The sequence below is a fragment of the Sediminibacillus sp. JSM 1682029 genome, assembly GCF_041366435.1.
GTDB classification, from domain to species: Bacteria; Bacillota; Bacilli; order Bacillales; family Amphibacillaceae; genus Sediminibacillus; species Sediminibacillus terrae.
The window spans coordinates 38,733-61,658 of the sequence record NZ_JBEWYY010000007.1 but is presented as its reverse complement, the minus strand read 5'-3'; the positions used below and the strand labels follow the sequence as shown (position 1 = coordinate 61,658).

The following is a 22,926-nucleotide window of genomic DNA, read 5'->3' as shown; positions in this document are numbered from 1 at the left end:
AAAAGAAGTACATGTTTTCTGACAACCGTTTTTAAGATGGCTTGTTGGGCTTAAAGAAAATTCTCTATACTTACGACAAGCAGCATGCTCCTTAGCGCAGGTAGCATACGCAGACTCCAGCGGGAAAAGCGCGAGCTGAAGATCCACTTGGTAAAGCGGTTTTCTTTACCAAGTTAGCTGAAGCCGTGCCCGCGGAAAGCGAAGTATGCTACCGAAGCGGTGGATAATACGCTTTTTGGATAAGCAATGGAAGTTCCCATTACAGTTACTGCGCAGTTTATATTTTTTACGCTATGGCAGAAAATAAAAAAACTTGCAGAAAAACGTTTAGGTTTTCTGCAAGTTATAAAATATAGTGAGCAATTAAAACATGCTTGTGGAATGCTTTGGCTGTACACGAGCGTTGGGATCGATATAGTTTTTCGCGTTATTGACTGCTGTCGGTCCTTCGCCGAATCCGGAAGCAATCAAGTTGACCTTGCCAGGGTAGGTACAAATATCACCGGCTGCATAAATGCCAGGAATATTTGTTTCCATTTTCGAATTCACCACTATACTGTTCTTTTCTATTTCCAAATCCCATTTCTTGATTGGGCCTAGGGAGGAAATGAAGCCATAGTTGACTAAAACCGAGTCTACATCGATCAATTCTTCTCTGTCACCTTTTACTTCTTTCAGTTTCACTTGCTCTATTTTATTTTCTCCGATCATTTCTTCCGGAACAAACGGAGTCATGATATTCACACTGGAATTCATCAATTTTTCTACACTATGTTCATGGGCGCGGAAATTATCTCTCCGATGTACCAATGTCACTTCCTTGGCAATCGGCTCCAGCATCAAGGCCCAGTCAACTGCAGAGTCACCGCCGCCGCACAATAGGACGCGCTCTCCAGCATACTTATTCATATCTTCTACGTAGTAGTTAAGATTGATCCCTTCAAATGCTTCGATACCCTCAATTGTCAAACGACGCGGCTGGAACGCACCATTACCCGCTGTTATGATGATGGTCTTGGTATAGTGCACATCATTTGTATTGGTAGTCATTTTGAAAGAACCATCTTCCAACCGTTCAATCGCTTCAACGGACTGCCCCAGGACTATGGCAGGGTCGAACATGTCAGCCTGTTCTTTCAGGTTGTCTACTAGCTCCTGTGCGCGGACTTTAGGAAATCCAGCCACATCATATATATATTTCTCTGGATAAAGAGCAGACAACTGTCCTCCGATATGTGGTAAACTTTCCAATATTTTTACGCTGGCTTGCCGCATACCGCCATAAAAGGCAGTGAACAAACCGACAGGACCAGCGCCGATTATTGTCACATCATATACCTCGTTGGTCATGATTGATTCCTCCTATTACCTTGGATACACAACCACTATTCTAACATAAAAAGGAGTTCCGCTAACAATGAATGACTCTCCCGTTATAATTTCAATTTTCTAAAAAAGAAAAATTGGCTTGAAAGTTGTATGAAAAAGGGCTAAGATTATCATTGTGTTAAATATATTACGATATTGTGACAATTACATACAACCCCGGTCAACTAGTTCTTTTTTACTAAGTGTGCGGGATTGCGGAGATTACAGCCGTTTTTCTGATTGTCTTTTTATGGAGGATTACGTGAAAAACATCACGTAATAATAATCGTAAACTTTCGGAAAATAAAAGTAAGCCAAATAAATATTAAATGGAAGTGATCAGAATGAACAAGCCAAACATTGTCATCCTTGGAGCCGGATACGGCGGGATCATGACAACTGTGAAACTGCAAAAAAAACTTGGGGTCAACGATGCGCACATCACACTTGTCAACAAACATGACTACCACTACCAGACTACATGGCTACATGAAAATGCCGCCGGAACGCTTCATCAGGACCGTACTCGCCTGCCGATCAAAGATGTCGTTGATTTTAGTAAAATCAACTTTGTTCAAGATACGGTCGTCAGCATCGATCCGGACGAAAAACAAGTTAAGTTGGAAAACGGCCAGCTCGACTACGATTATCTGGTAGTTGCCCTAGGCTTTGAAGCAGCGACTTTCGGAATCCCAGGATTGCTTGAAAATGCTTTTACCATCAACAATATCAATTCAGCCCGTCTGATCAGGGAACACATTGAATACAATTTCGCTAAATACAATAATGAAGCCGAGAAGAAACAAGAGCGTTTGAACATTGTTGTCGGCGGAGGCGGTTTTACGGGAATCGAGTTTGTAGGAGAACTTGCCAACCGCATTCCGGAGCTTTGCAAAGAATATGATATCGATCGCAGCCAGGTCCGGATCATCAATGTAGAGGCCGCACCTACTGTTCTGCCGGGATTCGATCCAGCATTGGTGGAATACGCAATGAATGCGTTGGAAGCGAAGGGAGTAGAATTTAAAGTTGGTGCTATGTTGAAGGAATGTACGCCAAATAGCATCATTATCGAAAAAGATGAAAAACGGGAAGAAATACCGACAAATACTACCGTATGGGCTGCTGGTGTGAGAGCGAATTCCCTGGTGGAAGAGTCCGGCCTGGAAGTGAACCGGGGCAAAGTAGAGGTCCAGAAAGACCTTCGTGCACCTTCTCATCCTGATGTATTTGTAGTGGGTGACTGCGCATTGATCATGAACGAAGAAACAGGACGTCCTTACCCGCCAACAGCTCAAATTGCCATTCAGGAAGCTGAAGTAGCTGCTCATAACCTGGCGATACTTGCGGGCGGCGGGACTCAATTGGAAAGTTTCGCGTATAACGATCGCGGAACAGTTGCTTCCCTGGGTCATGACGATGCGATCGGTGTCGTATTCGGCGATAAAAAATTATTCGGCTGGTCGGCTTCGGTCATGAAAAAAGTCATCGATAACCGTTATTTATTGAAGCTTGGAGGCGTCGGTCTCCTGTTGAAAAAAGGGAAATTCAACTTCTTTGGCTAATGTGTCATGTTAAAAGGGCTGTCCCACGGTTCAATACAACCGTTCGGACGGCCCTTTTTTGTGTAGGCTGTTCTCTATCGCGGCCCTTCGTCAATCTATTTAATGGATGGTAGTGCATTACCGCGATAAAACACCCGTCTTACGATGGGATGCTTCAGACAGGGTACAACTAATAAAGCCAGGGAAGAAAAGGCGGTCTGCAAACGGCGGTTGCGCAATTGTTTCTTTCGCTATAAAATTGGTTGTGGATGAATTAATGGGCGATTGCGCTCAAGGGGGAAAAGCGGTTGATACAGCTAGTCGTATCTATTTTACTATTTTTTGTCTTATTTTTCGGGATTGCATTTATATTGAATATGTTGCTCCGCCAATCGTGGCTGATGGCATTTATATATCCGATCATCGTTTTGTTGATTGTAGATGACATTCCCTTCAAAGAGTATTTTACCAATACCGGCAGTGCATTTCAGGATTTGGGAGACAGGTTGGTCGGACTTACAATCGTTGACATTGTCATATTAGTCAGCGGATTTATCGGCACGATTGTATCCGGCATTGTAATCAGGATGTTGCGAAAAAACGGCTACCAGATGTTCTGATTTACGTTTGATTCATGATGTTTTGTATAATTTTTCTCATTTATGGAAAGGATGACATCCAGAGAGGTGTTATCCATGAGAAAATCAAAATTTCTAAGAAGAAGCATGATGATCCTTTTGTTTCTTGGAGCATTCTATGCTACGTTTGGGGCACTGACAAATGTATCGGCAATGGATTTGAAAAACGGCATCAGTGAAAAAATGAACGGCGCCCCTGCAGATCAAAAATCATATGGCCTGCAGTCTGAAAGAAAAGTCAGTTTGTCGAAGAAATCATTAAACCATCTAAAAACAGAAACGACTTATATATCCAGTCAACAGGTAAAGGGTCCAGAAACCCTGGAGGAAGCAATCGATTTCGATCAATATCCCAGTGCCACCGTGATGGCCACAGGATATACGGCAGGCGTGGAGTCAACTGGAAAATCCCCTGACCATCCGCAATACGGAATCACTTATTCCGGAGTCAAGGTCACGAGAGATTTATACTCTACGATTGCTGCTGATTTGACTGTTTATCCGATCGGAACCATCCTTTATATTCCAGGCTATGGCTATGGAGTGGTTGCAGATAAGGGATCGGCTATCCAAGGGAACAAAATTGATTTGTACTATCCAACAGTCGAAGATGTCTTTGCCAAATGGGGCAAAAAAGAAGTAGAAGTATTTGTTGTGGAAAAAGGCGATGGTTCGCTTACAGAGAAAGAATTGACGGCGTTGAATGAAACGGAGGCGCTGCAAGTATTTCGCGAGCAAATAAAAAAGAGTTGAAACGAATAGAAGGCTGGCAAAGGAAGAAAGCAGCACGGAGTTAAACCGGAAGTGCTATTGTTTTCCTTGGGTCAGCCTTCTTTTTGTTTTCATAGATAACCAAACAAAAAACCCGCCGATTAAGCGAGTTTTTCAGCAAGCAAAGTGCCCGGAGAGGAGAGGATTCCCCCTTTATTTTTTACGTAAACTGGTAAAGTACCAACGCGATGATAATACCGCATAAAGCTCCGAAAAACACCTCTATCGGCTGGTGACCGAGCAGTTCTTTCAGTTCCTCCCGCTTCTGATAATCTCCCTTTTTCCCCCAGCCCTTCGCTTCTTCCATGAAGGAACCGAAGTCTTTTACAAGTGTATTCAGCAGGATGGCCTGTTCACCGGTTTGGCGACGGACACCGGAAGCATCAAACATGATGATAATGCTGAAGACACAGGAAACGGCAAAGATTCCGGAATCAAATCCCTCCTGCATCCCGATACCGGTTGATACCGCTGCAACTGCAGCGGAGTGGCTGCTTGGCATGCCGCCTGTACTGAAAGCCAAGCCAGGCTTGAATTCCCGTTCAGCTACCATATGAATCGGAACCTTTACTGCTTGGGCTATCACGATACCTGCCAAAGCAGCCAACAAGGGAAAATTGAACAATAAATCCATAAAACCATTACATCCTTTCCTGGCCAATATCTCGTCTTATAGTTTTCCCCAACATCCTGTCCACATAACGTTCGTTTTGCAAAAGTGCAGATGCATACGGCAGGCGTTTGAATTAAGTTCGATTATATCATAACTGAAAAGCAAACCGTAACAGAGAAAGGGCTGACCCTGCAAGCAAATCTTGTCTTGCGGGCCAGCCCCGGTTGGGCAATAACCTATGGAGTTTCCGGCAGTCCTTATTAAAGCAAAAAGGGAGATGGCAACTGTGGCTTTATACCTCTATTGTTTCCCACCTCCGGGCTGCGCTTCAACTGGTTGGCAGCGGATATATGAATAAAAGATTGCTTTTCAGCTGCTGTTGCCAGTTTTCTATCTTATCGGGGAGTGGAGGAAAAGGGAGCGGAACGGTGCTGCAAGCTGTTGGCTATTTTCAGCATTAAGGCAGCCGCGACCATTGTCAGGCCGACATCTTTTATCAAAAAAGGCACCATGCCGAGCCAGGCAGCTTGATAAGAAATGTGGAGGCCGAGCCACGTGTTCATTGCCACATACATATAATTGACGCCAATCAAGTAATTAGCGAGCACCCCGGCGAAAGCTGCCCCGGCTAATGGAAGCAACTTAGGGGGCTCCATCTTATCTGCAATCCACCCGGTAATAAAGGCGACAGCTAAAAAAGAGAGCAAAAATCCTCCAGTGTAATCAAACAGGACAAAAAGTCCCGATTTCATGTTGGCGAAAACAGGCACACCTGCAAAACCAATCATGATATATGTAAACATCGTAAATACACCTAACTTTTTGCCGAGCAGCAAACCCGCAAGGATGGCAAAAAACGTTTGTAGCGAAAGTGGAACAGAAACCCCTCCGATTGGAACCGCCAAAAAGGGGAACCAGACTGCGATATTGGCGCCAATGGCCATCAATCCAACAAAAACAGCTCCCATTGATAAGTCTGCAGCAGTAAATTTTTTCATTTCAAGCCCCTCCTTTTTATTAAGAATAGAACCATCTGTCTTTATTGTCAACCCATCGAATTAATCGGTTAACGTATTGATCAAACAAAGGCCGGCACCTTTGAAGAAGCCGGCGTGTTTCCTTACTTGATTGCAGTTTCCAGAGCAACTTCGATCATCTCATTGAAGGTGGTCTGTCTTTCTTCCGCACTTGTTTCCTCGCCAGTAAGAATGTGATCGGAAACAGTCAATACAGACAGTGCCTGCCGTCCGAATTTAGCTGCCAACGTATAAAGGGCGGTTGTTTCCATTTCCACACCCAGTACGTTATATTGAGCTAATTGTTTAAACAGCTCCAATCCATTATCCCGATAAAAGCTATCGCTGGTGAAGACGTTCCCGACACGAAGGTGAAGTCCCTTTTCGTTTCCAGTCTCATATGCATTTTTCAGCAGTTCAAAATCTGCTGATGGCGCGAAATCTATACCGCCGAACACCATCCTGTTGATTTGCGAGTCAGTCGTGGAAGTGGAAGCCAGGATGACGTCGCGGACTTTGACATCCTCTTGAATAGCCCCGCAAGTCCCGACACGGATCAACTTTTTCACATCATAACTTTGAATTAATTCATTGACGTAAATAGAGATAGAAGGGACGCCCATGCCGGTTCCTTGTACAGACAACTTCTCGCCTTTGTATGTACCGGTGAAACCATACATTCCTCTTACTTCATTATAGCAGTGGACATCTTCCAAAAAGTTTTCTGCAATATATTTAGCACGCAATGGGTCTCCGGGAAGGAGAATCTTATCGGCTATATCTCCTGGTTGCGCTCCAATATGTACGCTCATGGCAATACCTCCTGTTTGTTAGCTATGTACAAACTTAAGTTATCATAATCAAAATTTAAATACAAATAACGGACGAGAATTCCCTTTAGTTATTTCGGTATCGAAAAACAGGAGATTTTTGTTTCTAAATCAAAGGTTTTCGTATATAATAAATTGGAGTTCAACTTTTCACATATGGGTTTGAAACACATAGCTTATGGAAAAGTGATATATAAATGGGAAGACTGAAAGGATGGATAACAATGCAAGAAAGAAAATTCACTATTACAGACGACACAGGAGTTCACGCACGACCGGCTACTCTTCTTGTGAATAAAGCAGGTCAGTATGAATCAGAAATCGAAATGCATTACAACGGCAAAACAGTTAACCTTAAATCGATCATGGGCGTTATGTCACTTGGTGTGCCAAAAGGTGCTGAAATCACTGTTACAGCCGACGGAAGCGACGAAGAACAAGCACTCCAAGGCGTGGCAGAAGTTATTACAGAACATCTTGGTGAATAATTTCACTTATAGCAAGGAAGAAAAAAAGCTAGAGACTCTCTCTAGCTTTTTTTTACAGACAATTATGCAAGAAGTAAGCGAGGTGTACAAAAATGAATGTATCGGTTTCACAGTTGCCGGGGATTGGACAAAAAATCACGTTGAAGACATGCGAGGACAGCATGCTTGTGGTAGTGGTCCACCACTCGGGCAAACGGGAGTTGTACTTTTTTAATGATGCAGACAGCGATGAGGCTGATTTCGGTATGGACCTTACACCCGACGAAACGAGGGAGCTGGGAGCTCAACTGTTGGGGGCCACTTATCAGCCAGTCGATGCAGACAAATTGAAAATTTTTCAAAACCAAATTGTCATCGATTATGTGAAGTTAAAAGAAAGTTCGTCGCTGGCTAATAAAACAATCGAAGAATCTGGAGTGAGAAACAAGACAGGGGCTACTATCATCGGTATTGTCCAAGGGGGAGAAACGATTGCCATTCCTGAAACAACGACTAAATTGGAGCCGGGAAATCTGTTGATGTGTGTGGGCAAAAAAGACCAAATCGCCGCATTGACCGCTTTGTGCAAAGGGGAGGAATGATCGTCCTTGCATACTGAACTACCAGTATTACTGGGTGCTGGCTTAATCCTTCTGGGCATTTTCTACTTGGGTTTTTTAAGCTTGAAAATAAAATTCCCGAGTGTCATTTTATATATTTTGTTCGGGATTGTTCTGGCCGACTATTTGAATGACAATGAAATCCTTCACGTCGCCAGTGAAATCGGCATTGTACTGCTGTTTTTTTTACTTGGAATGGAATTCAGTGTTTCCAGGCTTGGCGGAATTGCAAAAAAAGCCTGGACTTCAGGGCTTTTGGATGTTGTATTGAGCTTTGGTGTTTCGATGATGATTGCGGTCGGTTTTGGAATGGACTTATTTTCTGCTTTTATTGTTGGCGGCGTGGCATATGCTACGAGTTCGTCCATTACGGCCAAACTGTTGGACGACAATAGCAGGATGGCCAACACTGAAACCGAATTCATTCTGGCTATTCTCATTTTTGAAGATTTGGTCGCCCCGGTGGTCGTGGCGATTTTGATTGGCATGGGAAGCGGTGGCAGTTTTGCCGCAAATGATCTGGTATTCTTGCTGGGGAAAATTGTCGGGCTGGCTCTGTTGGCGGTTTTCCTTGGTAAAGTGGTTTTCAAGAAGTTCGATCATTTGTGGGAGAAAGTTGAAGATGAAGATTTTAAAATGGCCCTGTTGGTCGGGATTGCTGTGGCTTATGGAGGATTGGCCCTGCTTCTCGGCTTATCGGAGGTGTTGGGGGCGTTTCTGGCCGGCATGATGCTTGCTGAAATCCGCTACCTTCACCGGGTCGAGCAAGCCGTTGTTCCGCTTCGGGATTTGATGCTGCCGACATTCTTCATCTACTTCGGAACCACCATTGAATTAGGCAATGGAATTCCGATGCCTTTGCTGCTGGTTTCCTTACTAGCTTGGTCGGTGGTTTCCAAAGTGTTGGTGGGCACCATCGGCGGTAGATGGTATGGATTGTCGAAAAAGGTATCATTACGTGCTGGTTTATCGCTATGTGCCCGCGGAGAGTTTTCCGTGGTGATGGCTGCCACAGCGGCCGGGACAGTAAAGGTAATGGCCGGTATCTATATTTTGGTTGCTGCTTTTTTAGGCATGCTGTTGTTTGAACAGGCTCCGAAAATAACCAATAAGGTTTACGGAAAAGCAAAGCCGAAGAAGAAGGATTTACGGGTACCTGGTACATAATGCCGAACAAGCCAAGCTGTTATCGGGGCAGTCTGTTCTTTTAATTGCCAGAGAAGCAAGCAAAGCCAAAGCCTCGGTGCCGGAAGCCCCGAGGCTTTTCTTGAGCATGTGGGCGCAAGGTGCTGACTACCTATTGAAAATAGGAACGTTCTAGTTCTTCAAGGCTTTTGATTGCCTTCTGGTTAAATGGATTATCTTGTTTGCTCAATTTCTTTTTCAATTCATCAACCGATTGTCGGAGGGATGATTCATAATCAGGGATCGAGTTTTCCGTATATGGATGGACTGCAGGTTTCGACACATTCATTTTTTCCTGCCAGCTCAATGCTTTTCGTTGATGGAAAAACACATCTTCTGTTTTTCCGTAATTGTGTAAGTCACCTTGTAACGGGTGCTTTGCGACTGCCAGCACTTTAATCAAGTAGTTTGCACCGCGATCCTCGATGACCTCTCCTATATATGTTCCCGATTTGTAATGGGCTTTGACGATTTCACCTATTGTGGCATTCTCCATTCAGGTCACTCCCTTTTGTAGGTTAATTCAATTTTGCCAGATGCAGAATATATGTACAAGAATTAACCCGTTTTGCTATAATGAGGGCAGAAGGACGTGATTTATCATGATGGAATTTTTATATTTTCCTGAGGATAAAACAGAATATATACCTGCTGTGATATCCTTGGTGATATTTTCTATCGGCGCCGCTGTCACCATGTACCTTATATACAAGCATTCGAAAAAAGAGGAAAGACGAATGGAAGAAAAGTACTCGATCGACTCTTCTTCTTCACCTATCTCGAATGAAAACCATCGTCCCAAACAGTGACCCGGTGAGCCTGGGACAAAAGCATCGAGACCAAAATAACAACCGAACGAATCCACCATTCGTTCGGTTGTTTTGATTAGCGGAAACTTATGAATATTGTAATGATCTATTCCCGCAAGGTATTTCGCTTTCAGTTCGTGCCAGACAAGATGGACAGTACCGTATTCTTCGATTCACTGATAAGTATCTAAACAGTGACGAAGGCAGGCATCGTGTAGAAATTAGAAATCTGACCACAAAAACGCAGCGATTCGAATCGCGTACCAAACAACAGGATTAAAAGAAGTTTACTAAAGAGATACAAATAAAAACCATATGAATTCGATTAGCTTTTGGAGTTTGTTCGTTTTTTGCTTGGTGACCATGCTTTTTTTGTCTGAAAGCACGTCTGAAAAAGGATAAATCCGCAGTTAACCGGCTATACTATTCCCATATGAAGTTTTGGGTGGGAGTTGATTTCTTGGTTAAGCTGTTACTGAAGGCAGCTCTTAGTGTGCCGTTGGTTTTCATGGTCGGCTGTCAGGAGGATACCCGATCCCCTTTAAAGATTGACATGTTGAATAGCGACGGAGATTCCCTGGGGACAGCTGAACTGTCAGAACAATCAGATGGTGTTCAAGTAAAACTGTCCTTGGAGGGGTTGGAGCCTGGCCTTCACGGCATTCATGTACATGAATTTCCTAAATGCGAAGGGCCGGATTTCACAACGGCAGGCAGTCACTTGAATCCAGAAGGTAAGGAGCATGGATTGATGCATCCAGAAGGCGCTCATCTTGGAGACCTTCCCAATGTGGAAGTGGCGGAGGATGGGATAGCCGAAGCGGAATTGATGCTCAGCGGTGCCACGTTGACCGATGGAAAAAATTCATTGCTCAAAGAAGATGGCACTTCCCTGGTCCTCCATGAAAGCCAGGATGATGGTGTAAGTCAGCCTGCAGGCGAATCTGGTGCCAGAATTGTTTGTGGAAAAATACAAGCAGAAGATTCCGCGGCTGAGCAGTCGCCGACAGATCCGACGGAAGATAATCAGGAGAAAGAACAAGAATAGGCTGTCGCCGAAACTGCTCCATTAAAAGCGGTTGCGACAGCCTGTTTTTTGGCATGTATTTTTCGTTTCATAAGAACTGGAGTTATTTTTTTCGGGCATCCAAGGCGGATAGAATCCGGTTCAACCCTTCTTCGACTGTCGCGCGGGGACAAGCGATATTGATGCGCATGAACCCTTCCCCATCTTTCCCAAAGGAGGCTCCGTCATTAAGTCCTACTTTAGCATCTTCCTGCATGAACCTTTTCAGTTCCTCCTGCGACATGTTTAACGACCTGCAATCAAGCCAGATAAGATAAGTGCCTTCGGCTGGTATAACATTTATTTCATCCCGGTTGTCAAAAGCTTTCTCGACAAGCTGCCTGTTCCCGTCCAACAGTCGCAGCAGCTGTTCCAGCCAATCATCCCCTTCGTTATACGCCGCTTCCAAAGCTGTTATTCCCATCGTATTGATCATTTTTATCCCTTGCTTATGGAAAAAGTGATCGATTTTTTCACGTTTATGTTTGTCTGGCGTAATCAAATAAGAAACTTGCAAGCCGGCCAAGTTAAAGGACTTGGTAGGAGACATGCACGTGATGGTGATCTGGTTTATTTCATCGGAAAGGGAAGCAATTGGAACATGTGTATGGCCAGGGTAAACTACGTCTGCGTGAATTTCATCGGAGAAGATCAAAACATTGTGTTTCAAACAGAGCTGGCCGATTTTTCGCAGTTCTTCTTCGGTCCATACCCTTCCGACCGGATTGTGCGGATTACAAAGGATGAGCGCTTTTACCCCTTGGCTCAAGGACGTTTCGAATGCATCAAAGTCAACTTCATAACGGCCCTCTTTCAATTTCAGCGGGCATTTGACCAGCTGTCTATCATGCATTTCGACAAGATCATAAAAAGGTGGATAAACCGGTGTTTGAATCATGATCTTGTCGTTTGCTTCTGTCAGTACCTGTACAGCCATATGGAGACTTGTGATAACACCCGGGCTATATAGCAGCCATGACGGTTTGATTTTCCATCCATGCCGTCTTTCCAGCCAACTGATGACAGAATCACTGATTGCTTTATCTGTCACCGTATATCCAAATATTCCATGTTCTGCCCTGTCTACGAGGGCGTTTTTGACGGAATCAGGTACGGCGATGTCCATATCGGCGACCCACATTGGCAGAACTTCTTCAGATCCATAAATAGATTTTAATAAATCCCACTTAACCGATCTGGTGCCGGTACGCTGTGGGGCTTGATCGAAATTAACCATGGTCTTTTCCTCCTTCAGTACTCTTAACTGCACTGGTGGTCCTTCAGCACGCCAACTTGCAGTCTTGTAAGTGCATAAAATCGTTTCACGGTTTGTTATCCTTTCATGCTCTTCTTCATTATATAAACAGGAAAAATAGATTGGAAACAATTTGAACTCATTTCTCTCTTCGGATGGTTTTAGCCAATATATAATCACAGATGAGTCCTGGGGCTTCTTCCGGCAAGAAGTGACCAGCCCTGCTTAACGTACACAATTCTGCATTTGGTAAATCACGCAAGAGTCGGTAACTGTTGGAAACAGGCAAAATCAAGTCCTGCTTTCCCCAAATAATCAGACATGGCTGGTCAATGGCACGCAGGCTGGAAGATGGCAAATCTCCTTCTCTGTCCCGGATCAATTTGGTGAGACACGGATAAATGTCGTATTCTAAAAAAGGTTTCGTATAGACAGCAATCATTCGTTTGGTGATCAATTTTTCATCGTGCATACACTTTTTCAGAATACCGTCGACACCCGCGCGGCGCAGAACCGCTTTTAAGAGTTTGGGGGAGGTGGGGAATGCACTAAAAGCATTCAGCATTTTGGAAGCTTTTTTCATGTAACAGGAAGGGGCCATCAAAATCAGTTTTTCTATTCTCTCCGGGTAACACATCGCGCAACGAAGTGCGATTTGACCACCCATCGAGTGAGCACCTATCCAAACTTTTCCGATGTTCAATGCATCAAGTACATATATAACCAAATCGGCCATATTTTGATAGGAATAATAAAAGGATGTCACTTTTCCGCTTTTTCCAAAGGGTGGGAGGTCGATGGTGAGTATATGGAAATGGCGGCGGAGTTGCGGAATCATCTTACGGAAGCAAAACTGACTGGATAAGAAGCCGTGCAGCAAAAAAAGGCAAGGGTTGTCTGATTTTCCGGTAGATTGATAAAGGCGATAGTGGATGTCGGCATTTTGAAAGTGAATGGTTTTTTTCTGTTTAGTGGTTTCCATGTAAATCCCCCGGTATTAAAAGATAAAGATTATTATTCCACAGTTTTTGCGGTTTATTTGAGTGTCGGAGTTGTTAAAAGACAAAAAAAAGACAAAGCAACGTTGCTTTGTCTTCAACAGGGGGAATACGAGAAAGTCTTACAGTTATAGGTATAACCGTATTGATCTCTTTTTAAACATTAAAAAACAAAAAAATTTTATCAAAAGGTTATTTTTTTATAATCGACGTCTGAAATTCCTCGGATTATGCATTTTTTTGCGGGAAAACACTTTATATGCTAAAATTGTTTATTGTGTATTAATCATAGAAAATAAAATCGGGAGTTGTTCAGCATGGCAGAGAAGTTTGAAACAGGACAAATTATTGAAGGTAAAGTAACAGGTATCCAGCCATACGGTGCGTTTGTGGCACTGGACGATGAAGTGCAGGGACTTGTTCATATTTCAGAAGTGACACATGGTTATGTGAAGGATATCAACGATCATCTTTCAGTTGGCGATCAAGTAAAAGTGAAAATTCTTCAAATAGATGAGGAAAAGAATAAGTATTCTTTATCCATCCGTGCTACAGAAGAGGCGCCGAAAAAGCCTGAACCGAAGCGACAAAAGTCTAATGCTGCCGTTCAGCAGGACAGCCAGCAAGCAGGTTTCAACACATTGAAAGACAAGCTGGAAGAATGGATCGAGCAGTCGAAAGAACGCGAAAACACATACAAAAACTAATTTGATTTTGAAACTGCCTTTTTTCAGGCAGTTTTTTTATATGATTAAAAAGTATAAAATTCAGGGATGTTTAGCGCAAGCGCCTGCCTTCTTGCAACTGTTAGGTTATTTATATGTGCAAATTCCTGACCAGTTTCTTTTTTCTTGTAAAGAACCGTCCTGTACTTTGGAAGTACAAGACGGTTGTATGCATTATCTTTCTGTTTCTGGTTCTCTTTTATCAGCAAATTGCTCGTCCGGTTTAAACAGCATCGATAAACAAATCAGCCCGCTGATGCCGACCAATGTGTATATGATCCTGGCAAAAGCACCGCTTTGCTCTCCGCCGCCGAATAAGGCTGCAACTAAATCGAATTGGAATAAACCTACAAGACCCCAGTTTACCGCACCGATGATCACAAGCAGTAAAGAAATACGCTGTAATGCATTCACACAGCATCCCTCCTTCAAATTTAACTTCCAGTAATAGCAATCCCCAGAAGGAAGGGAAATATGCAAAAAAATCACTGCCAAACAGGATAAGATGCGCGGAACGATCTCCGACTTCCTTTCATCTCTGGCCCGTGTGATGTTGGATGATGGGCATTGCTTGATTTACCGATTAGGTTTCGGTACATTTAAATCAGGTTGATTTTTTAATTTTGGAGGTAGAATGATGACACATATAAGCTTTGAATATGAACGCGCCCTATCATTTTTTGGCAAGCATGAAATTGATTATTTACAAGAGCCTGTGAAGCTTGCACACCAGGATTTGCATAATCAAACGGGAGCAGGCAGCGACTTTTTAGGCTGGCTCGATTTACCTGAAAACTATGATAAGGAAGAGTTCAGCCGGATTAAAAAGGCTGCAGAAAAAATCAAATCTGATTCTGACGTTCTGTTGGTGATCGGCATCGGCGGCTCTTATTTGGGAGCAAGAGCAGCAATCGAAATGCTCAATCATTCATTCTATAATGAATTGACTAAAGAGCAACGTGGAACCCCACAGGTTTTCTTCGTCGGAAACAGTATCAGCGCACCTTATATGAACGACTTGTATGACATGCTTGAAGGCAAGGACGTTTCGATAAACGTTATTTCCAAGAGCGGTACGACAACAGAACCGGCGATCGCGTTTCGTCTGTTCCGTAAATATCTGGAAGATAAATACGGTGTGGAAGAAGCAAGAAAACGTATCTATGCAACGACAGACAAACAAAAAGGTGCATTGAAAACACTGGCTAACGAGGAAGGCTACGAGAGCTTTGTCATTCCCGATGATGTAGGCGGCCGTTATTCCGTTCTAACTGCGGTAGGTTTGCTGCCGATAGCTGCAAGCGGGATTGATATCGATGCGATGATGGATGGAGCATACAAAGCGCAGCAGGAATTGTCCTCTGAAAACCTGGATGAAAACCCTGCCTATCAGTATGCTGCTGTCCGTAATATCTTTTACAATAAAGGAAAAAACATCGAAATGCTGATCAACTATGAACCAGCCCTCCAATATTTTGCGGAATGGTGGAAGCAGCTGTTCGGGGAAAGTGAAGGGAAAGACTTCAAGGGGCTGTACCCTTCTTCAGCCAATTTTTCTACTGACCTCCATTCATTAGGCCAGTATGTTCAAGAAGGTAGAAGAGATTTGTTTGAAACCGTACTTCATGTTGAAGAGCCGAAGTCGAACATCACCATCGAAGAAGATGCTCAAGACTTGGATGGTTTGAATTATCTTGCAGGTAAAACGATCGATGAAGTAAATCAAAAAGCATACCAGGGTACCATGCTTGCCCATACAGACGGACAAGTGCCTAATCTGATCGTTCACCTGCCGAAACTGGATGCCTACACTTTCGGTTATGTCGTCTATTTCTTTGAAAAAGCATGTGCAATCAGCGGCTACTTGCTGGGTGTCAATCCATTTGATCAACCAGGTGTGGAAGCATACAAGAAAAATATGTTTGCTTTATTGGGCAAGCCAGGATTTGAGGAACAAAAACAAGAATTGGAAAATCGTTTAAAAAAATAAATCGGCAATACAAAAAGGGAGTGTCAAAAAGTTTTTAACTTATTGGCACTCCCTTTTTTATTTGAGAGAAAAACCTTCGGCATGATGTGAATGAGCCCCTCATCACCTGCAGTGAATGTTGCTGAGGCAACCTTGCGCATTCCAATAGTGGCGCCAAGCGTACTCCCGAGCGTTTGACGAGTTCTCACCAAGGCTTTTCTTTACACCTCCATGACATTCAGCTTCTACAGGCTCATTGGATTTCTCATGAAATTGCTTGATCGGGGCAAGCTGATATCAAAGGAGGTAGTTGAAAATGATTCCAATACCATCTGATTTGGAAAATCGTGATTTTTCACTTCATGCACTGGAAGAAACATTAAAACCGATGGGCTTTTCCATCGGCGGCAACTGGGATTATGACCAAGGATCGTTTGATTACAAAATGGGGGTAGAGGACGGCTACCAGTTTTTGCGAATTCCCTTCAAAGCAGTAAAAGGCATGCTTGACTCACCTGGAGTGATAGTCAAATTGGGCAAACCGTTCGTGCTTTCCCATGTGTACCAGTCCGGAGTGGACGCAGACGGCCGCAATGGCGCCCTGAGGGGTGCGGTGGACCAATTTCAAACACCGGTGGATCCTGATGGAGAAGTAAATGATCAATTTGTAGAAGAGGGGAAAGAGCTTCTCCAGGAAGTGGAACGATCACTCATGGAGCGATGAAAGGACAATTAACGTGTCACCTTTTTGGAGCGTGGTGCTAAAAGCTGGATTGACGAGCATCTGCCCCTTCCTCATGATACCGATCAACAGTTGTTCTGAAACGGCATAATAATCGGCGCATTGTAAGAAAGTCTTATCATAAAGATTTTCAGGCAAAGGGAATTGATGGAACTGCTGATCTGCCAGTACTTGTATCAGCAAATCAAACGGTTTGACCGGTTTGTGCCGGAATAGCTCGTGGAATAACAGGGTACTCATAAAGTCATTTGACCGAATGATGGAATCTGCGCCAGCCCGGCTGGCGTTTTTGATTTGCTCTTTTGTCAATATTTCTGTGATCAGGACAATATCAGGATTGTTCCCTTTGATAGCGACTGCTGTCAGGATTGTCGACTGGTCGGCTTGAAGTTCTTTTTTGGAAGGATCAGCGGTGACGACAGCGTACTTGGCATCTTTTAAATTGGCTTTTTCCAATGTCTCATCCTCAAAGGCGGAGCCACGCACAAAATGCAATTGGTGTTTTTGATAAGGCAAATTATTCATGGTATGGTCGATCAACACGATTTGTTTTTTCATGTTCCTTTCCACAATCATTTCCATGAGCTGCTTAGTCCGTTCGTTCCAGCCTACTAGGATGATATGATCTTTGCCTCTGTACTTTACCAGTCCTTTTGAAAGGTCTCGTTCATGTTTGATTGTCCCTGCAGAGATGGTGGCCATATAAAATGTCACCAACCCACCGCCGGCGAGAATCAACAGAATGGCAACCAGTCTTCCGGCAGAGCTGAGCGGTACATAATCACCGTACCCAACCGTCGACCCGGTAACAAATGCCCACCAAATACCATCAAAAATAGTCGGAAAGTGAACGGGCTCCAGAATGTGAATAGCAATACCGAATAACATCATCAATAGAAGGACAGATGATAATAAACGGAAAAATATCGGCATGCGGAAATAAACCTGCAGAAGTGTTTGCATTGGGTAAGCTCACCTTTTGTTTTTTTACTATCCAGTATTTCCAAAATGTCTTTCCCATAGTATAAAAATCCCCGACTTGCGGCCGGGGAAAATAAGATTAGATTGCATGTTCTAAAGTGGAAAGAATGCTTTGATACGTTTGCTGCCAGAAGTCCTTATTGTCTCGAAATGATTTGGTTACGAAAGTGAACAATTCCCGCTGTTTTTCCTGGTAATCTGCAGCTTCTTTTTCTGGAAGATTGGCCAGGGATTGGTCGATAAACTGCTGGACCTCGGACGCCCGCGGCCCCCATTTTGCAATCTCCCGGCCATTTTCATCGATAAAGATGAAAATCGGAATGGAGCGAGCTTTTCCGTTTGTCAGATATTGATCCATCAACTCCAGGTTTTGATCACGGGCAAGCAGACGCACGTCCATTTCCGCCCGTTCGGCAAGGTGGAACAAAATCGGTACATTCATCATGGCATCCCCACACCAGTCCTCTGTTAAGACGATGACACGCAGGTTTTCTTTTGCAAGCTTCTCGAAAAGCAAATCGTCTTCAGGCAAAGTGAAATGATCATATACGTACAACAAGTTTTCTCTATGCTGTTGCATCGATTCTATATAGTCATCCGGATCGATCCCTTTTTGGTACCATGTTTCTAAATTCAACTGTATCACTCCTGATTTTTTGATTCAAAATGGATTCTGGCTTCACAACATTTAGTGTTTTCCCAAATTTTTGGTATCATTAACATATGTGATAAAGGAGGAACTACATATGGAACAAAACAGACAACAATTTTTAATGGACTTGCTGCGAACGCCATCTCCATCCAGTATGGAGATGAACATTCAAAAAAAGTGGATCGACTATGTAAAACCTTTCGCTGACAAAATAATCACCGACAATGCAGGGAATGCAATCGGTGTACTCAATCCGGAAGCTGAATTCAAAATTCTTTTGGCTGGTCACTGTGATGAAATCGCCCTTGTGATCAACCGGATTGATGAACAAGGATATCTTCATTTCGACAAAATGGGCGGCATCAATCCGAAAGCAGCCATTGGAATGAAAGTGACGGTCTTGGGCTATGCCCAGGAAATCACCGGAGTGATTGGAGTCAATGCCCAACATCATGGCGGCATCAAGGGTGATTTCGATTTAGAGGACTTGTTCATCGATTGCGGTGCACGCTCGAAAGAGGAAATGGAGAAATATGTCCAAATCGGTGATTTAGCCGTTTACAAAAGGGAACCGGAAGTGTTGCTTGATCGATATATATCCGGCCGCGGCCTTGATAACCGGACAGGCGCTTTCATAGTGGCAGAAGTGCTTCGCCGCCTGGCGGAGAAGGAAGTAGATGTGGGCGTGTATGCCGCCAGTACAGTAAATGAGGAAACCAATATGGGTGGTGCTTATTTTGCTGCCGCAGGCATTGAACCTGATATGGCTATTGCTTGTGATGTAACTTTCGCGACCGATTATCCAGGTGTGAACAAAAATAAATATGGCGACGTTCAATTGGAAAAAGGGCCGGTTCTGGCTAAAGGGGCACCGATCAATATCAAAATCAACCAGCTGTTGGAGAAAGCAGCCCGTTCTCTGAATATGCGGGTGCAATACGAATTGACCCAACGAGCGACAGGAACGGATGCAGACAAGATGCGTCTTACGGGTCGGGGAGTTCCGGTCGGACTTGTCTCCCTTCCGCTGAGGTATATGCACTCACCTGTGGAAACGGTCAGTATCAAGGATATGGATGAAGAAATTGATTTGTTGGTCAAAATGATTGCCGAGATGACCGGCAATGAAAGTCTGAATCCGCTGGAGGACTGATCAAACGTTTCTATTTGCAAAAGTTTGGAAAGGTAGTATAATAAGATTACCAATTAAATATCGAATCTATCTTCGGGGCAGGGTGAAATTCCCGACCGACGGTGAAGAGCTTGAGCTCTAAGTCCGTGACCTGTCCGGCTAACGCCGGATGGCTGACCTGGTGCGATTCCAGGACCGACAGTTACAGTCTGGATGGGAGAAGATACGGAACAGAAAAGGCATGGATAAGACTGCCTTTTATTTCCCTCTGAACATAAACCCTGAAGCTTCTATACGCTTCAGGGTTTTCTGATGGATTTCTTGATTCATGGGAATTCTGTTTCACCTTCATCGCCAGATAGGATTCGATGCACAAGATGAAGGAGGAGAAGATATTGGCTACAACAACCAAGCAATCTTCAAATTTATTAAAATTGATTATTTTGGCACTGCTGGGAACTATTTCAATGATGTTGATGTTTTTGAATTTTCCCCTTCCGATGCTGCCGCAATATTTGAAAGTTGATTTCAGTGAAGTACCGGCATTGATTGCCGCCCTGATTTTTTCCCCTGGGGCAGGCATCATAGTGGAAGCAGTCAAAAATTTGCTTTATTTGATTTATACAGGTGCAGGTGATCCGATCGGCATTGCTTCCAATTTCCTCGCCGGTGTTCTGTTTGTAGTGCCTGTATCCATGCTCTATCATAAGTTCAAAGGGGTAAAGAGTCTGGTTTCCGGGTTAGTGACAGGCACGGTTGTCATGGCAGTGGGAATGGGGCTGCTGAATTACTTTGTCCTTTTGCCCGCTTACAGTATGTTTATGGGGTGGGAATCGATGAGTGACCAAGTGAAACTGGTGACGGTAACGGGAGGTATTCTTCCCTTTAATGTAATCAAAGGAATCGTTATCGGTGCGCTTTTCGTGCCGCTGTTTATAAAGTTGAAACCATGGCTGGAGAAAAAAAGGATGGCTGCGTCTTAATATCTCCTGAAAAGAAGCTGGGACAGAAGCAAAGTGCAAAATAAAAGCCGAACGTTTTCCATAAAAAGTACCCTATAAGAAGACTCTTTTTAAGTGTCTGCTCTATAGGGTGCTTTTTATTTCGGGCATTTAGAATTCGCTCGTTTTTTTGCTTTGGCGGCCGTGCTATTGTCCCGGCCGCTTTCAATTTATTAGTCGTTTCCGTCGACTTCCTCGACTAGATAACGCGCCGTCGGTTCTATTTCCAGACGCTCTTCGGGAATTGGTTTTCCTGACGATTCACTGAAACCGTAAGTGCCTTTGTCGATTTTATCCAAAGCATGTTCGATTTCGCTTAATCGTTGACGTGCTTGTGAGTTGAGGGTGGCCGCCTTTTCCCGCTCGAACATTTCCGTTCCCAAGTCAGCCGGGTGGTTGTCATAGTTGGTGAACTCTCCGATCGAGTCGTCCGGATATTCTTTATCCAGATTATAGCTGTCGGCATTTTGACCGAGTTCTTCTTGTGCCTCTTTTTTCATCGTTTCCAATAATTGTTTATAGTGTGCGAGTTTTTCTTGATCCATTAACGATACTCCTTTCTTGCAGGTTCAGAGGATAAGAGCAGATGTGATGGAAAGGACAAAGCGCTCCATGCTGTTCTTGTCTAGCTCCGGCGCCTTTCTCCTCACGTTCATAAGCCGATTCTTTCTGTGGTAGAAGACGCCGCCCCGTTGTCGGAGGCCCGCAGACGGAGTCATGCAGGCGTTGGTGCCACAGGCCGTGCGGGACTCTCTGCGCTTTTAAACAGGCGTCTTGCTCTTTTCTTAGTTTTTCAAGGGTACGACTCCCACTGTGCAGCGTGAAACAGAAATGAGTCGCTCTTGTTCGTCCACAATTTTAATGTCCCAAACCATAGTCGTCTTGCCGAGGTGGAGCGGGGTAGCTCTTCCGGTAACGATTCCGGAACGTTTGCTTTTTATGTGGTTGGCATTGATTTCTATACCAAAAATCTGGTGTTTGTCTGCATCTATATTCAAGAAAGAAGCGATGCTTGCTGCTGATTCTGCCAATGCAACGCTGGCACCTCCATGCAAATAACCCATTGGCTGGTGCGTTTGTTTGTTTACCGGCATGGTTATTTCGACTAAATTCTTCTCCTGTGTGATTACCTGCATTCCAAGTGCTTCCATCAAGGTGTTTTCAAGATTCATAGTGAACATCCTTTCTATCATATTTCCCCGGGACAATAGGTTGAAACGTCCATTTTCTTCCTGGCTATCCCGGCATTACGTATTATGGAATAAAAAAACGACAAGTCGGCAGCTTGTCGTTTACTTCGGTGTACTTAAAAATGAAATGGAATGAAATATTCAATCAGCAACGACAGTCCCAGCAGCAACCCGAAAAAGGTGTTCGTCTGCGCTGTTGCCTTCATTGCCGGCATCATTTCCAAATTGACGGTTTTTCCTTTAAAGCCTTTGACTGCACTTACCGCTTTTTTTGTTCCAAGCAGGGTGATGAAGGACCAAATAGGCAGAATTCCTGTAAACACATAAACTGCCATCAATAAATAACTGATAGTAAATAAGGACGCTAGCAGTAACACCGCATTTTTTCTGCCGATTAAAATAGCGATTGTTTTTCTGCCGTTTTCTTTGTCGCCCTCCAAGTCCCTGATGTTATTAGAAAGCATGATCGTGCCGATAAAGATGGCTACAGGAATGGAAATCCATACAACGGAGCCGGTCACTTCCATTGTTTGAATAAAGTAACTAATCCCGATGATGACTGTTCCCATGAAAAAACCGGCGATCAGTTCCCCAAAAGGGGTATATGCGATTGGATAAGGTCCCCCTGTGTATAAATAGCCGCACAACATGGAAATGATTCCGATTGCGGCAATCCACCAGCTGGATTCAAGGCAAATATAGACGCCGAGCATGACAGCTATGGCGAAGAAACTAAGCGCCAAACGAAGCACCGTTTGAGGAGCGACCCCGTCCCGGACAATGGTGCCGCCGATTCCGACAGATTTCTCGTTGTCCAACCCTCTGACAAAATCGTAGTATTCATTGAACATATTGGTTGCCGCCTGGATGAGCATGGAAGCCAACAGCATTGCTGCAAATAACCAGAAATTAACGGAAGCATCCAGCAGTGCTGCCATGGTACCGACAAAAACTGGTACAAACGAAGCGGTAAGAGTATGCGGTCGTAGCAGACGCCACCAGACTTGAAACCCTGCTTTTTCATTGAGCGCACTGCTGATTGCGTTTTTATCAAGGGATTGCATATGGTTCTCTCCTTACATAAGCCTTCAAATCGTGGTATATCATATTAAGTTTAGGGAAACGACAAGACCGTGTCAATTATCTATTATAATAATTTACTAGGAATTAGTGGCAATTGTTGAGAAACGGACGAAAAGGGAATAAAATAGATAGTGGTTCTCAAGTCTGCAGTGCAGGTGTGAATACTTGATTTTATAGCTTGGAAGTTATATTTTTTATTAATGTGCCTTATTTATGGGTAAATAGATACATGGGCCGGTTTGCCAGTCGAGGGACCGGTGCTCGTTTCTGT

The 22,926-nt window shown here is 43.9% G+C and carries 26 protein-coding genes and 1 riboswitch; of the genes, 13 read left to right on the top strand and 13 right to left on the bottom strand.

Translation table 11 applies throughout. The features are described 5' to 3' along the window. Window positions 1–363 precede the first annotated feature (363 nt). A complete protein-coding gene (locus ABVF09_RS12830) occupies window positions 364–1,350 on the bottom strand; it encodes an NAD(P)/FAD-dependent oxidoreductase (protein WP_026569589.1) in 987 nt (328 codons plus the stop codon). 362 nt (window positions 1,351–1,712) lie between these two features. On the opposite strand from ABVF09_RS12830, the gene ABVF09_RS12825 reads away from it, so the two are divergent. The 3 genes from ABVF09_RS12825 (at window position 1,713) to ABVF09_RS12815 (ending at window position 4,303) form a co-directional block, all read left to right on the top strand. Then, a complete protein-coding gene (locus ABVF09_RS12825) occupies window positions 1,713–2,933 on the top strand; it encodes an NAD(P)/FAD-dependent oxidoreductase (protein WP_153465273.1) in 1,221 nt (406 codons plus the stop codon). A 287-nt stretch (window positions 2,934–3,220) separates the two neighbouring features. Beyond that, on the top strand, window positions 3,221–3,532 hold the full coding sequence (locus tag ABVF09_RS12820) for a YuiB family protein (protein ID WP_026569591.1): 312 nt from the start codon (window positions 3,221–3,223) through the stop codon (window positions 3,530–3,532). Window positions 3,533–3,607: 75 nt separating this feature from the next. Further along, window positions 3,608–4,303 carry a 3D domain-containing protein gene (locus ABVF09_RS12815; protein ID WP_026569592.1) on the top strand — a complete coding sequence of 232 codons (696 nt, stop codon included), beginning with the start codon at window positions 3,608–3,610 and terminating at the stop codon, window positions 4,301–4,303. 178 nt (window positions 4,304–4,481) lie between these two features. Here ABVF09_RS12815 and ABVF09_RS12810 read toward each other — a convergent pair whose 3' ends face one another. The 3 genes from ABVF09_RS12810 to deoD all read right to left on the bottom strand — a co-directional run bounded on the left by ABVF09_RS12810 (window position 4,482) and on the right by deoD (window position 6,762). Next, window positions 4,482–4,955, bottom strand: a complete 474-nt coding sequence (locus tag ABVF09_RS12810; RefSeq protein ID WP_026569593.1) for a divergent PAP2 family protein — start codon at window positions 4,953–4,955, stop codon at window positions 4,482–4,484. Between the two features lie 374 nt (window positions 4,956–5,329). Next, on the bottom strand, window positions 5,330–5,932 hold the full coding sequence (locus tag ABVF09_RS12805) for a biotin transporter BioY (protein ID WP_371069362.1): 603 nt from the start codon (window positions 5,930–5,932) through the stop codon (window positions 5,330–5,332). A gap of 122 nt (window positions 5,933–6,054) precedes the next feature. Then, the gene (gene deoD / locus ABVF09_RS12800; RefSeq protein WP_026569595.1) at window positions 6,055–6,762 is read right to left on the bottom strand and encodes a purine-nucleoside phosphorylase; all 708 of its coding nucleotides are present in this window, start codon (window positions 6,760–6,762) and stop codon (window positions 6,055–6,057) included. A 242-nt stretch (window positions 6,763–7,004) separates the two neighbouring features. Between deoD and ABVF09_RS12795 the strand changes: the two genes are divergently transcribed. The 3 genes from ABVF09_RS12795 to ABVF09_RS12785 all read left to right on the top strand — a co-directional run bounded on the left by ABVF09_RS12795 (window position 7,005) and on the right by ABVF09_RS12785 (window position 9,034). Further along, window positions 7,005–7,268 carry a phosphocarrier protein HPr gene (locus ABVF09_RS12795; protein ID WP_026569596.1) on the top strand — a complete coding sequence of 88 codons (264 nt, stop codon included), beginning with the start codon at window positions 7,005–7,007 and terminating at the stop codon, window positions 7,266–7,268. 92 nt (window positions 7,269–7,360) lie between these two features. Further along, window positions 7,361–7,849 carry a cation:proton antiporter regulatory subunit gene (locus ABVF09_RS12790; RefSeq protein ID WP_026772381.1) on the top strand — a complete coding sequence of 163 codons (489 nt, stop codon included), beginning with the start codon at window positions 7,361–7,363 and terminating at the stop codon, window positions 7,847–7,849. A gap of 6 nt (window positions 7,850–7,855) precedes the next feature. After that, window positions 7,856–9,034 carry a cation:proton antiporter gene (locus tag ABVF09_RS12785; RefSeq protein WP_026772382.1) on the top strand — a complete coding sequence of 393 codons (1,179 nt, stop codon included), beginning with the start codon at window positions 7,856–7,858 and terminating at the stop codon, window positions 9,032–9,034. 130 nt (window positions 9,035–9,164) lie between these two features. Here the strand turns inward: ABVF09_RS12785 and kapB are convergent, their stop codons facing one another. Further along, window positions 9,165–9,548: a kinase-associated lipoprotein KapB gene (gene kapB, locus ABVF09_RS12780; protein WP_026569599.1), complete on the bottom strand. Its 384-nt coding sequence runs from the start codon at window positions 9,546–9,548 to the stop codon at window positions 9,165–9,167. 106 nt (window positions 9,549–9,654) lie between these two features. Between kapB and ABVF09_RS12775 the strand changes: the two genes are divergently transcribed. Then, the gene (locus ABVF09_RS12775) at window positions 9,655–9,861 is read left to right on the top strand and encodes a hypothetical protein (protein ID WP_037329406.1); all 207 of its coding nucleotides are present in this window, start codon (window positions 9,655–9,657) and stop codon (window positions 9,859–9,861) included. A 460-nt stretch (window positions 9,862–10,321) separates the two neighbouring features. Further along, a complete protein-coding gene (locus ABVF09_RS12770) occupies window positions 10,322–10,909 on the top strand; it encodes a superoxide dismutase family protein (RefSeq protein WP_035426648.1) in 588 nt (195 codons plus the stop codon). Window positions 10,910–10,991: 82 nt separating this feature from the next. Here ABVF09_RS12770 and ABVF09_RS12765 read toward each other — a convergent pair whose 3' ends face one another. Together ABVF09_RS12765 and ABVF09_RS12760 are read right to left on the bottom strand one after the other, a co-directional pair. Next, entirely contained in the window at window positions 10,992–12,164 is a 1,173-nt protein-coding gene (locus ABVF09_RS12765) for a MalY/PatB family protein (RefSeq protein WP_026569601.1), read from the bottom strand. 157 nt (window positions 12,165–12,321) lie between these two features. Beyond that, window positions 12,322–13,164, bottom strand: a complete 843-nt coding sequence (locus ABVF09_RS12760) for an alpha/beta fold hydrolase (RefSeq protein ID WP_026772383.1) — start codon at window positions 13,162–13,164, stop codon at window positions 12,322–12,324. A 333-nt stretch (window positions 13,165–13,497) separates the two neighbouring features. On the opposite strand from ABVF09_RS12760, the gene yugI reads away from it, so the two are divergent. After that, window positions 13,498–13,887 (top strand): S1 domain-containing post-transcriptional regulator GSP13, encoded by a 390-nt coding sequence (gene yugI, locus ABVF09_RS12755; RefSeq protein ID WP_026569604.1) that lies wholly within the window; start codon window positions 13,498–13,500, stop codon window positions 13,885–13,887. A 192-nt stretch (window positions 13,888–14,079) separates the two neighbouring features. Here yugI and ABVF09_RS12750 read toward each other — a convergent pair whose 3' ends face one another. Further along, complete coding sequence (locus ABVF09_RS12750; protein WP_026569605.1) at window positions 14,080–14,319, bottom strand: DUF378 domain-containing protein; 240 nt, start codon at window positions 14,317–14,319, stop codon at window positions 14,080–14,082. A 223-nt stretch (window positions 14,320–14,542) separates the two neighbouring features. Here ABVF09_RS12750 and ABVF09_RS12745 point away from each other — a divergent pair, with 223 nt between their 5' ends. Beyond that, on the top strand, window positions 14,543–15,895 hold the full coding sequence (locus ABVF09_RS12745) for a glucose-6-phosphate isomerase (RefSeq protein WP_371069361.1): 1,353 nt from the start codon (window positions 14,543–14,545) through the stop codon (window positions 15,893–15,895). A 295-nt stretch (window positions 15,896–16,190) separates the two neighbouring features. Continuing rightward, window positions 16,191–16,598 carry a YugN family protein gene (locus tag ABVF09_RS12740; protein WP_026569607.1) on the top strand — a complete coding sequence of 136 codons (408 nt, stop codon included), beginning with the start codon at window positions 16,191–16,193 and terminating at the stop codon, window positions 16,596–16,598. Here the strand turns inward: ABVF09_RS12740 and ABVF09_RS12735 are convergent. Both ABVF09_RS12735 and ABVF09_RS12730 read right to left on the bottom strand, forming a co-directional pair. Next, window positions 16,581–17,579, bottom strand: coding sequence for a potassium channel family protein (locus tag ABVF09_RS12735; RefSeq protein ID WP_026569608.1), 999 nt, complete (start codon window positions 17,577–17,579; stop codon window positions 16,581–16,583). The genes ABVF09_RS12740 and ABVF09_RS12735 overlap by 18 nt on opposite strands. A 97-nt stretch (window positions 17,580–17,676) precedes the next feature. Further along, the gene (locus ABVF09_RS12730) at window positions 17,677–18,234 is read right to left on the bottom strand and encodes a thioredoxin family protein (protein ID WP_371069360.1); all 558 of its coding nucleotides are present in this window, start codon (window positions 18,232–18,234) and stop codon (window positions 17,677–17,679) included. Window positions 18,235–18,343: 109 nt separating this feature from the next. Between ABVF09_RS12730 and ABVF09_RS12725 the strand changes: the two genes are divergently transcribed. Together ABVF09_RS12725 and ABVF09_RS12720 are read left to right on the top strand one after the other, a co-directional pair. Beyond that, a complete protein-coding gene (locus ABVF09_RS12725; protein WP_026569610.1) occupies window positions 18,344–19,402 on the top strand; it encodes a M20/M25/M40 family metallo-hydrolase in 1,059 nt (352 codons plus the stop codon). A gap of 64 nt (window positions 19,403–19,466) precedes the next feature. Next, window positions 19,467–19,610, top strand: a riboswitch (FMN riboswitch). Window positions 19,611–19,776: 166 nt separating this feature from the next. Continuing rightward, entirely contained in the window at window positions 19,777–20,364 is a 588-nt protein-coding gene (locus ABVF09_RS12720) for an ECF transporter S component (protein WP_035426649.1), read from the top strand. A 191-nt stretch (window positions 20,365–20,555) separates the two neighbouring features. On the opposite strand, the gene ABVF09_RS12715 is transcribed toward ABVF09_RS12720, so the two are convergent. The 3 genes from ABVF09_RS12715 to ABVF09_RS12705 all read right to left on the bottom strand — a co-directional run bounded on the left by ABVF09_RS12715 (window position 20,556) and on the right by ABVF09_RS12705 (window position 22,636). Beyond that, window positions 20,556–20,927, bottom strand: coding sequence for a TraR/DksA C4-type zinc finger protein (locus ABVF09_RS12715; RefSeq protein WP_026772386.1), 372 nt, complete (start codon window positions 20,925–20,927; stop codon window positions 20,556–20,558). 240 nt (window positions 20,928–21,167) lie between these two features. Then, window positions 21,168–21,554, bottom strand: a complete 387-nt coding sequence (locus tag ABVF09_RS12710; protein ID WP_035426650.1) for a hotdog fold thioesterase — start codon at window positions 21,552–21,554, stop codon at window positions 21,168–21,170. Between the two features lie 134 nt (window positions 21,555–21,688). After that, window positions 21,689–22,636, bottom strand: a complete 948-nt coding sequence (locus tag ABVF09_RS12705; protein ID WP_026569614.1) for a 1,4-dihydroxy-2-naphthoate polyprenyltransferase — start codon at window positions 22,634–22,636, stop codon at window positions 21,689–21,691. Window positions 22,637–22,926: the final 290 nt, after the last annotated feature.

Coding starts and splice junctions, on each gene's coding strand:
- kapB (WP_026569599.1), bottom strand. CDS start 9,548: ATGGAGAATGCCACAATAGGTGAAATCGTCAAAGCCCATTACAAATCG.
- ABVF09_RS12765 (WP_026569601.1), bottom strand. CDS start 12,164: ATGGTTAATTTCGATCAAGCCCCACAGCGTACCGGCACCAGATCGGTT.
- ABVF09_RS12815 (WP_026569592.1), top strand. CDS start 3,608: ATGAGAAAATCAAAATTTCTAAGAAGAAGCATGATGATCCTTTTGTTT.
- ABVF09_RS12805 (WP_371069362.1), bottom strand. CDS start 5,932: ATGAAAAAATTTACTGCTGCAGACTTATCAATGGGAGCTGTTTTTGTT.
- ABVF09_RS12775 (WP_037329406.1), top strand. CDS start 9,655: ATGATGGAATTTTTATATTTTCCTGAGGATAAAACAGAATATATACCT.
- ABVF09_RS12725 (WP_026569610.1), top strand. CDS start 18,344: ATGGAACAAAACAGACAACAATTTTTAATGGACTTGCTGCGAACGCCA.
- ABVF09_RS12735 (WP_026569608.1), bottom strand. CDS start 17,579: ATGCAAACACTTCTGCAGGTTTATTTCCGCATGCCGATATTTTTCCGT.
- ABVF09_RS12810 (WP_026569593.1), bottom strand. CDS start 4,955: ATGGATTTATTGTTCAATTTTCCCTTGTTGGCTGCTTTGGCAGGTATC.
- ABVF09_RS12825 (WP_153465273.1), top strand. CDS start 1,713: ATGAACAAGCCAAACATTGTCATCCTTGGAGCCGGATACGGCGGGATC.
- ABVF09_RS12710 (WP_035426650.1), bottom strand. CDS start 21,554: ATGAATCTTGAAAACACCTTGATGGAAGCACTTGGAATGCAGGTAATC.
- ABVF09_RS12745 (WP_371069361.1), top strand. CDS start 14,543: ATGACACATATAAGCTTTGAATATGAACGCGCCCTATCATTTTTTGGC.
- ABVF09_RS12715 (WP_026772386.1), bottom strand. CDS start 20,927: ATGGATCAAGAAAAACTCGCACACTATAAACAATTATTGGAAACGATG.
- ABVF09_RS12760 (WP_026772383.1), bottom strand. CDS start 13,164: ATGGAAACCACTAAACAGAAAAAAACCATTCACTTTCAAAATGCCGAC.
- ABVF09_RS12790 (WP_026772381.1), top strand. CDS start 7,361: ATGAATGTATCGGTTTCACAGTTGCCGGGGATTGGACAAAAAATCACG.
- ABVF09_RS12740 (WP_026569607.1), top strand. CDS start 16,191: ATGATTCCAATACCATCTGATTTGGAAAATCGTGATTTTTCACTTCAT.
- ABVF09_RS12830 (WP_026569589.1), bottom strand. CDS start 1,350: ATGACCAACGAGGTATATGATGTGACAATAATCGGCGCTGGTCCTGTC.
- deoD (WP_026569595.1), bottom strand. CDS start 6,762: ATGAGCGTACATATTGGAGCGCAACCAGGAGATATAGCCGATAAGATT.
- ABVF09_RS12795 (WP_026569596.1), top strand. CDS start 7,005: ATGCAAGAAAGAAAATTCACTATTACAGACGACACAGGAGTTCACGCA.
- ABVF09_RS12705 (WP_026569614.1), bottom strand. CDS start 22,636: ATGCAATCCCTTGATAAAAACGCAATCAGCAGTGCGCTCAATGAAAAA.
- yugI (WP_026569604.1), top strand. CDS start 13,498: ATGGCAGAGAAGTTTGAAACAGGACAAATTATTGAAGGTAAAGTAACA.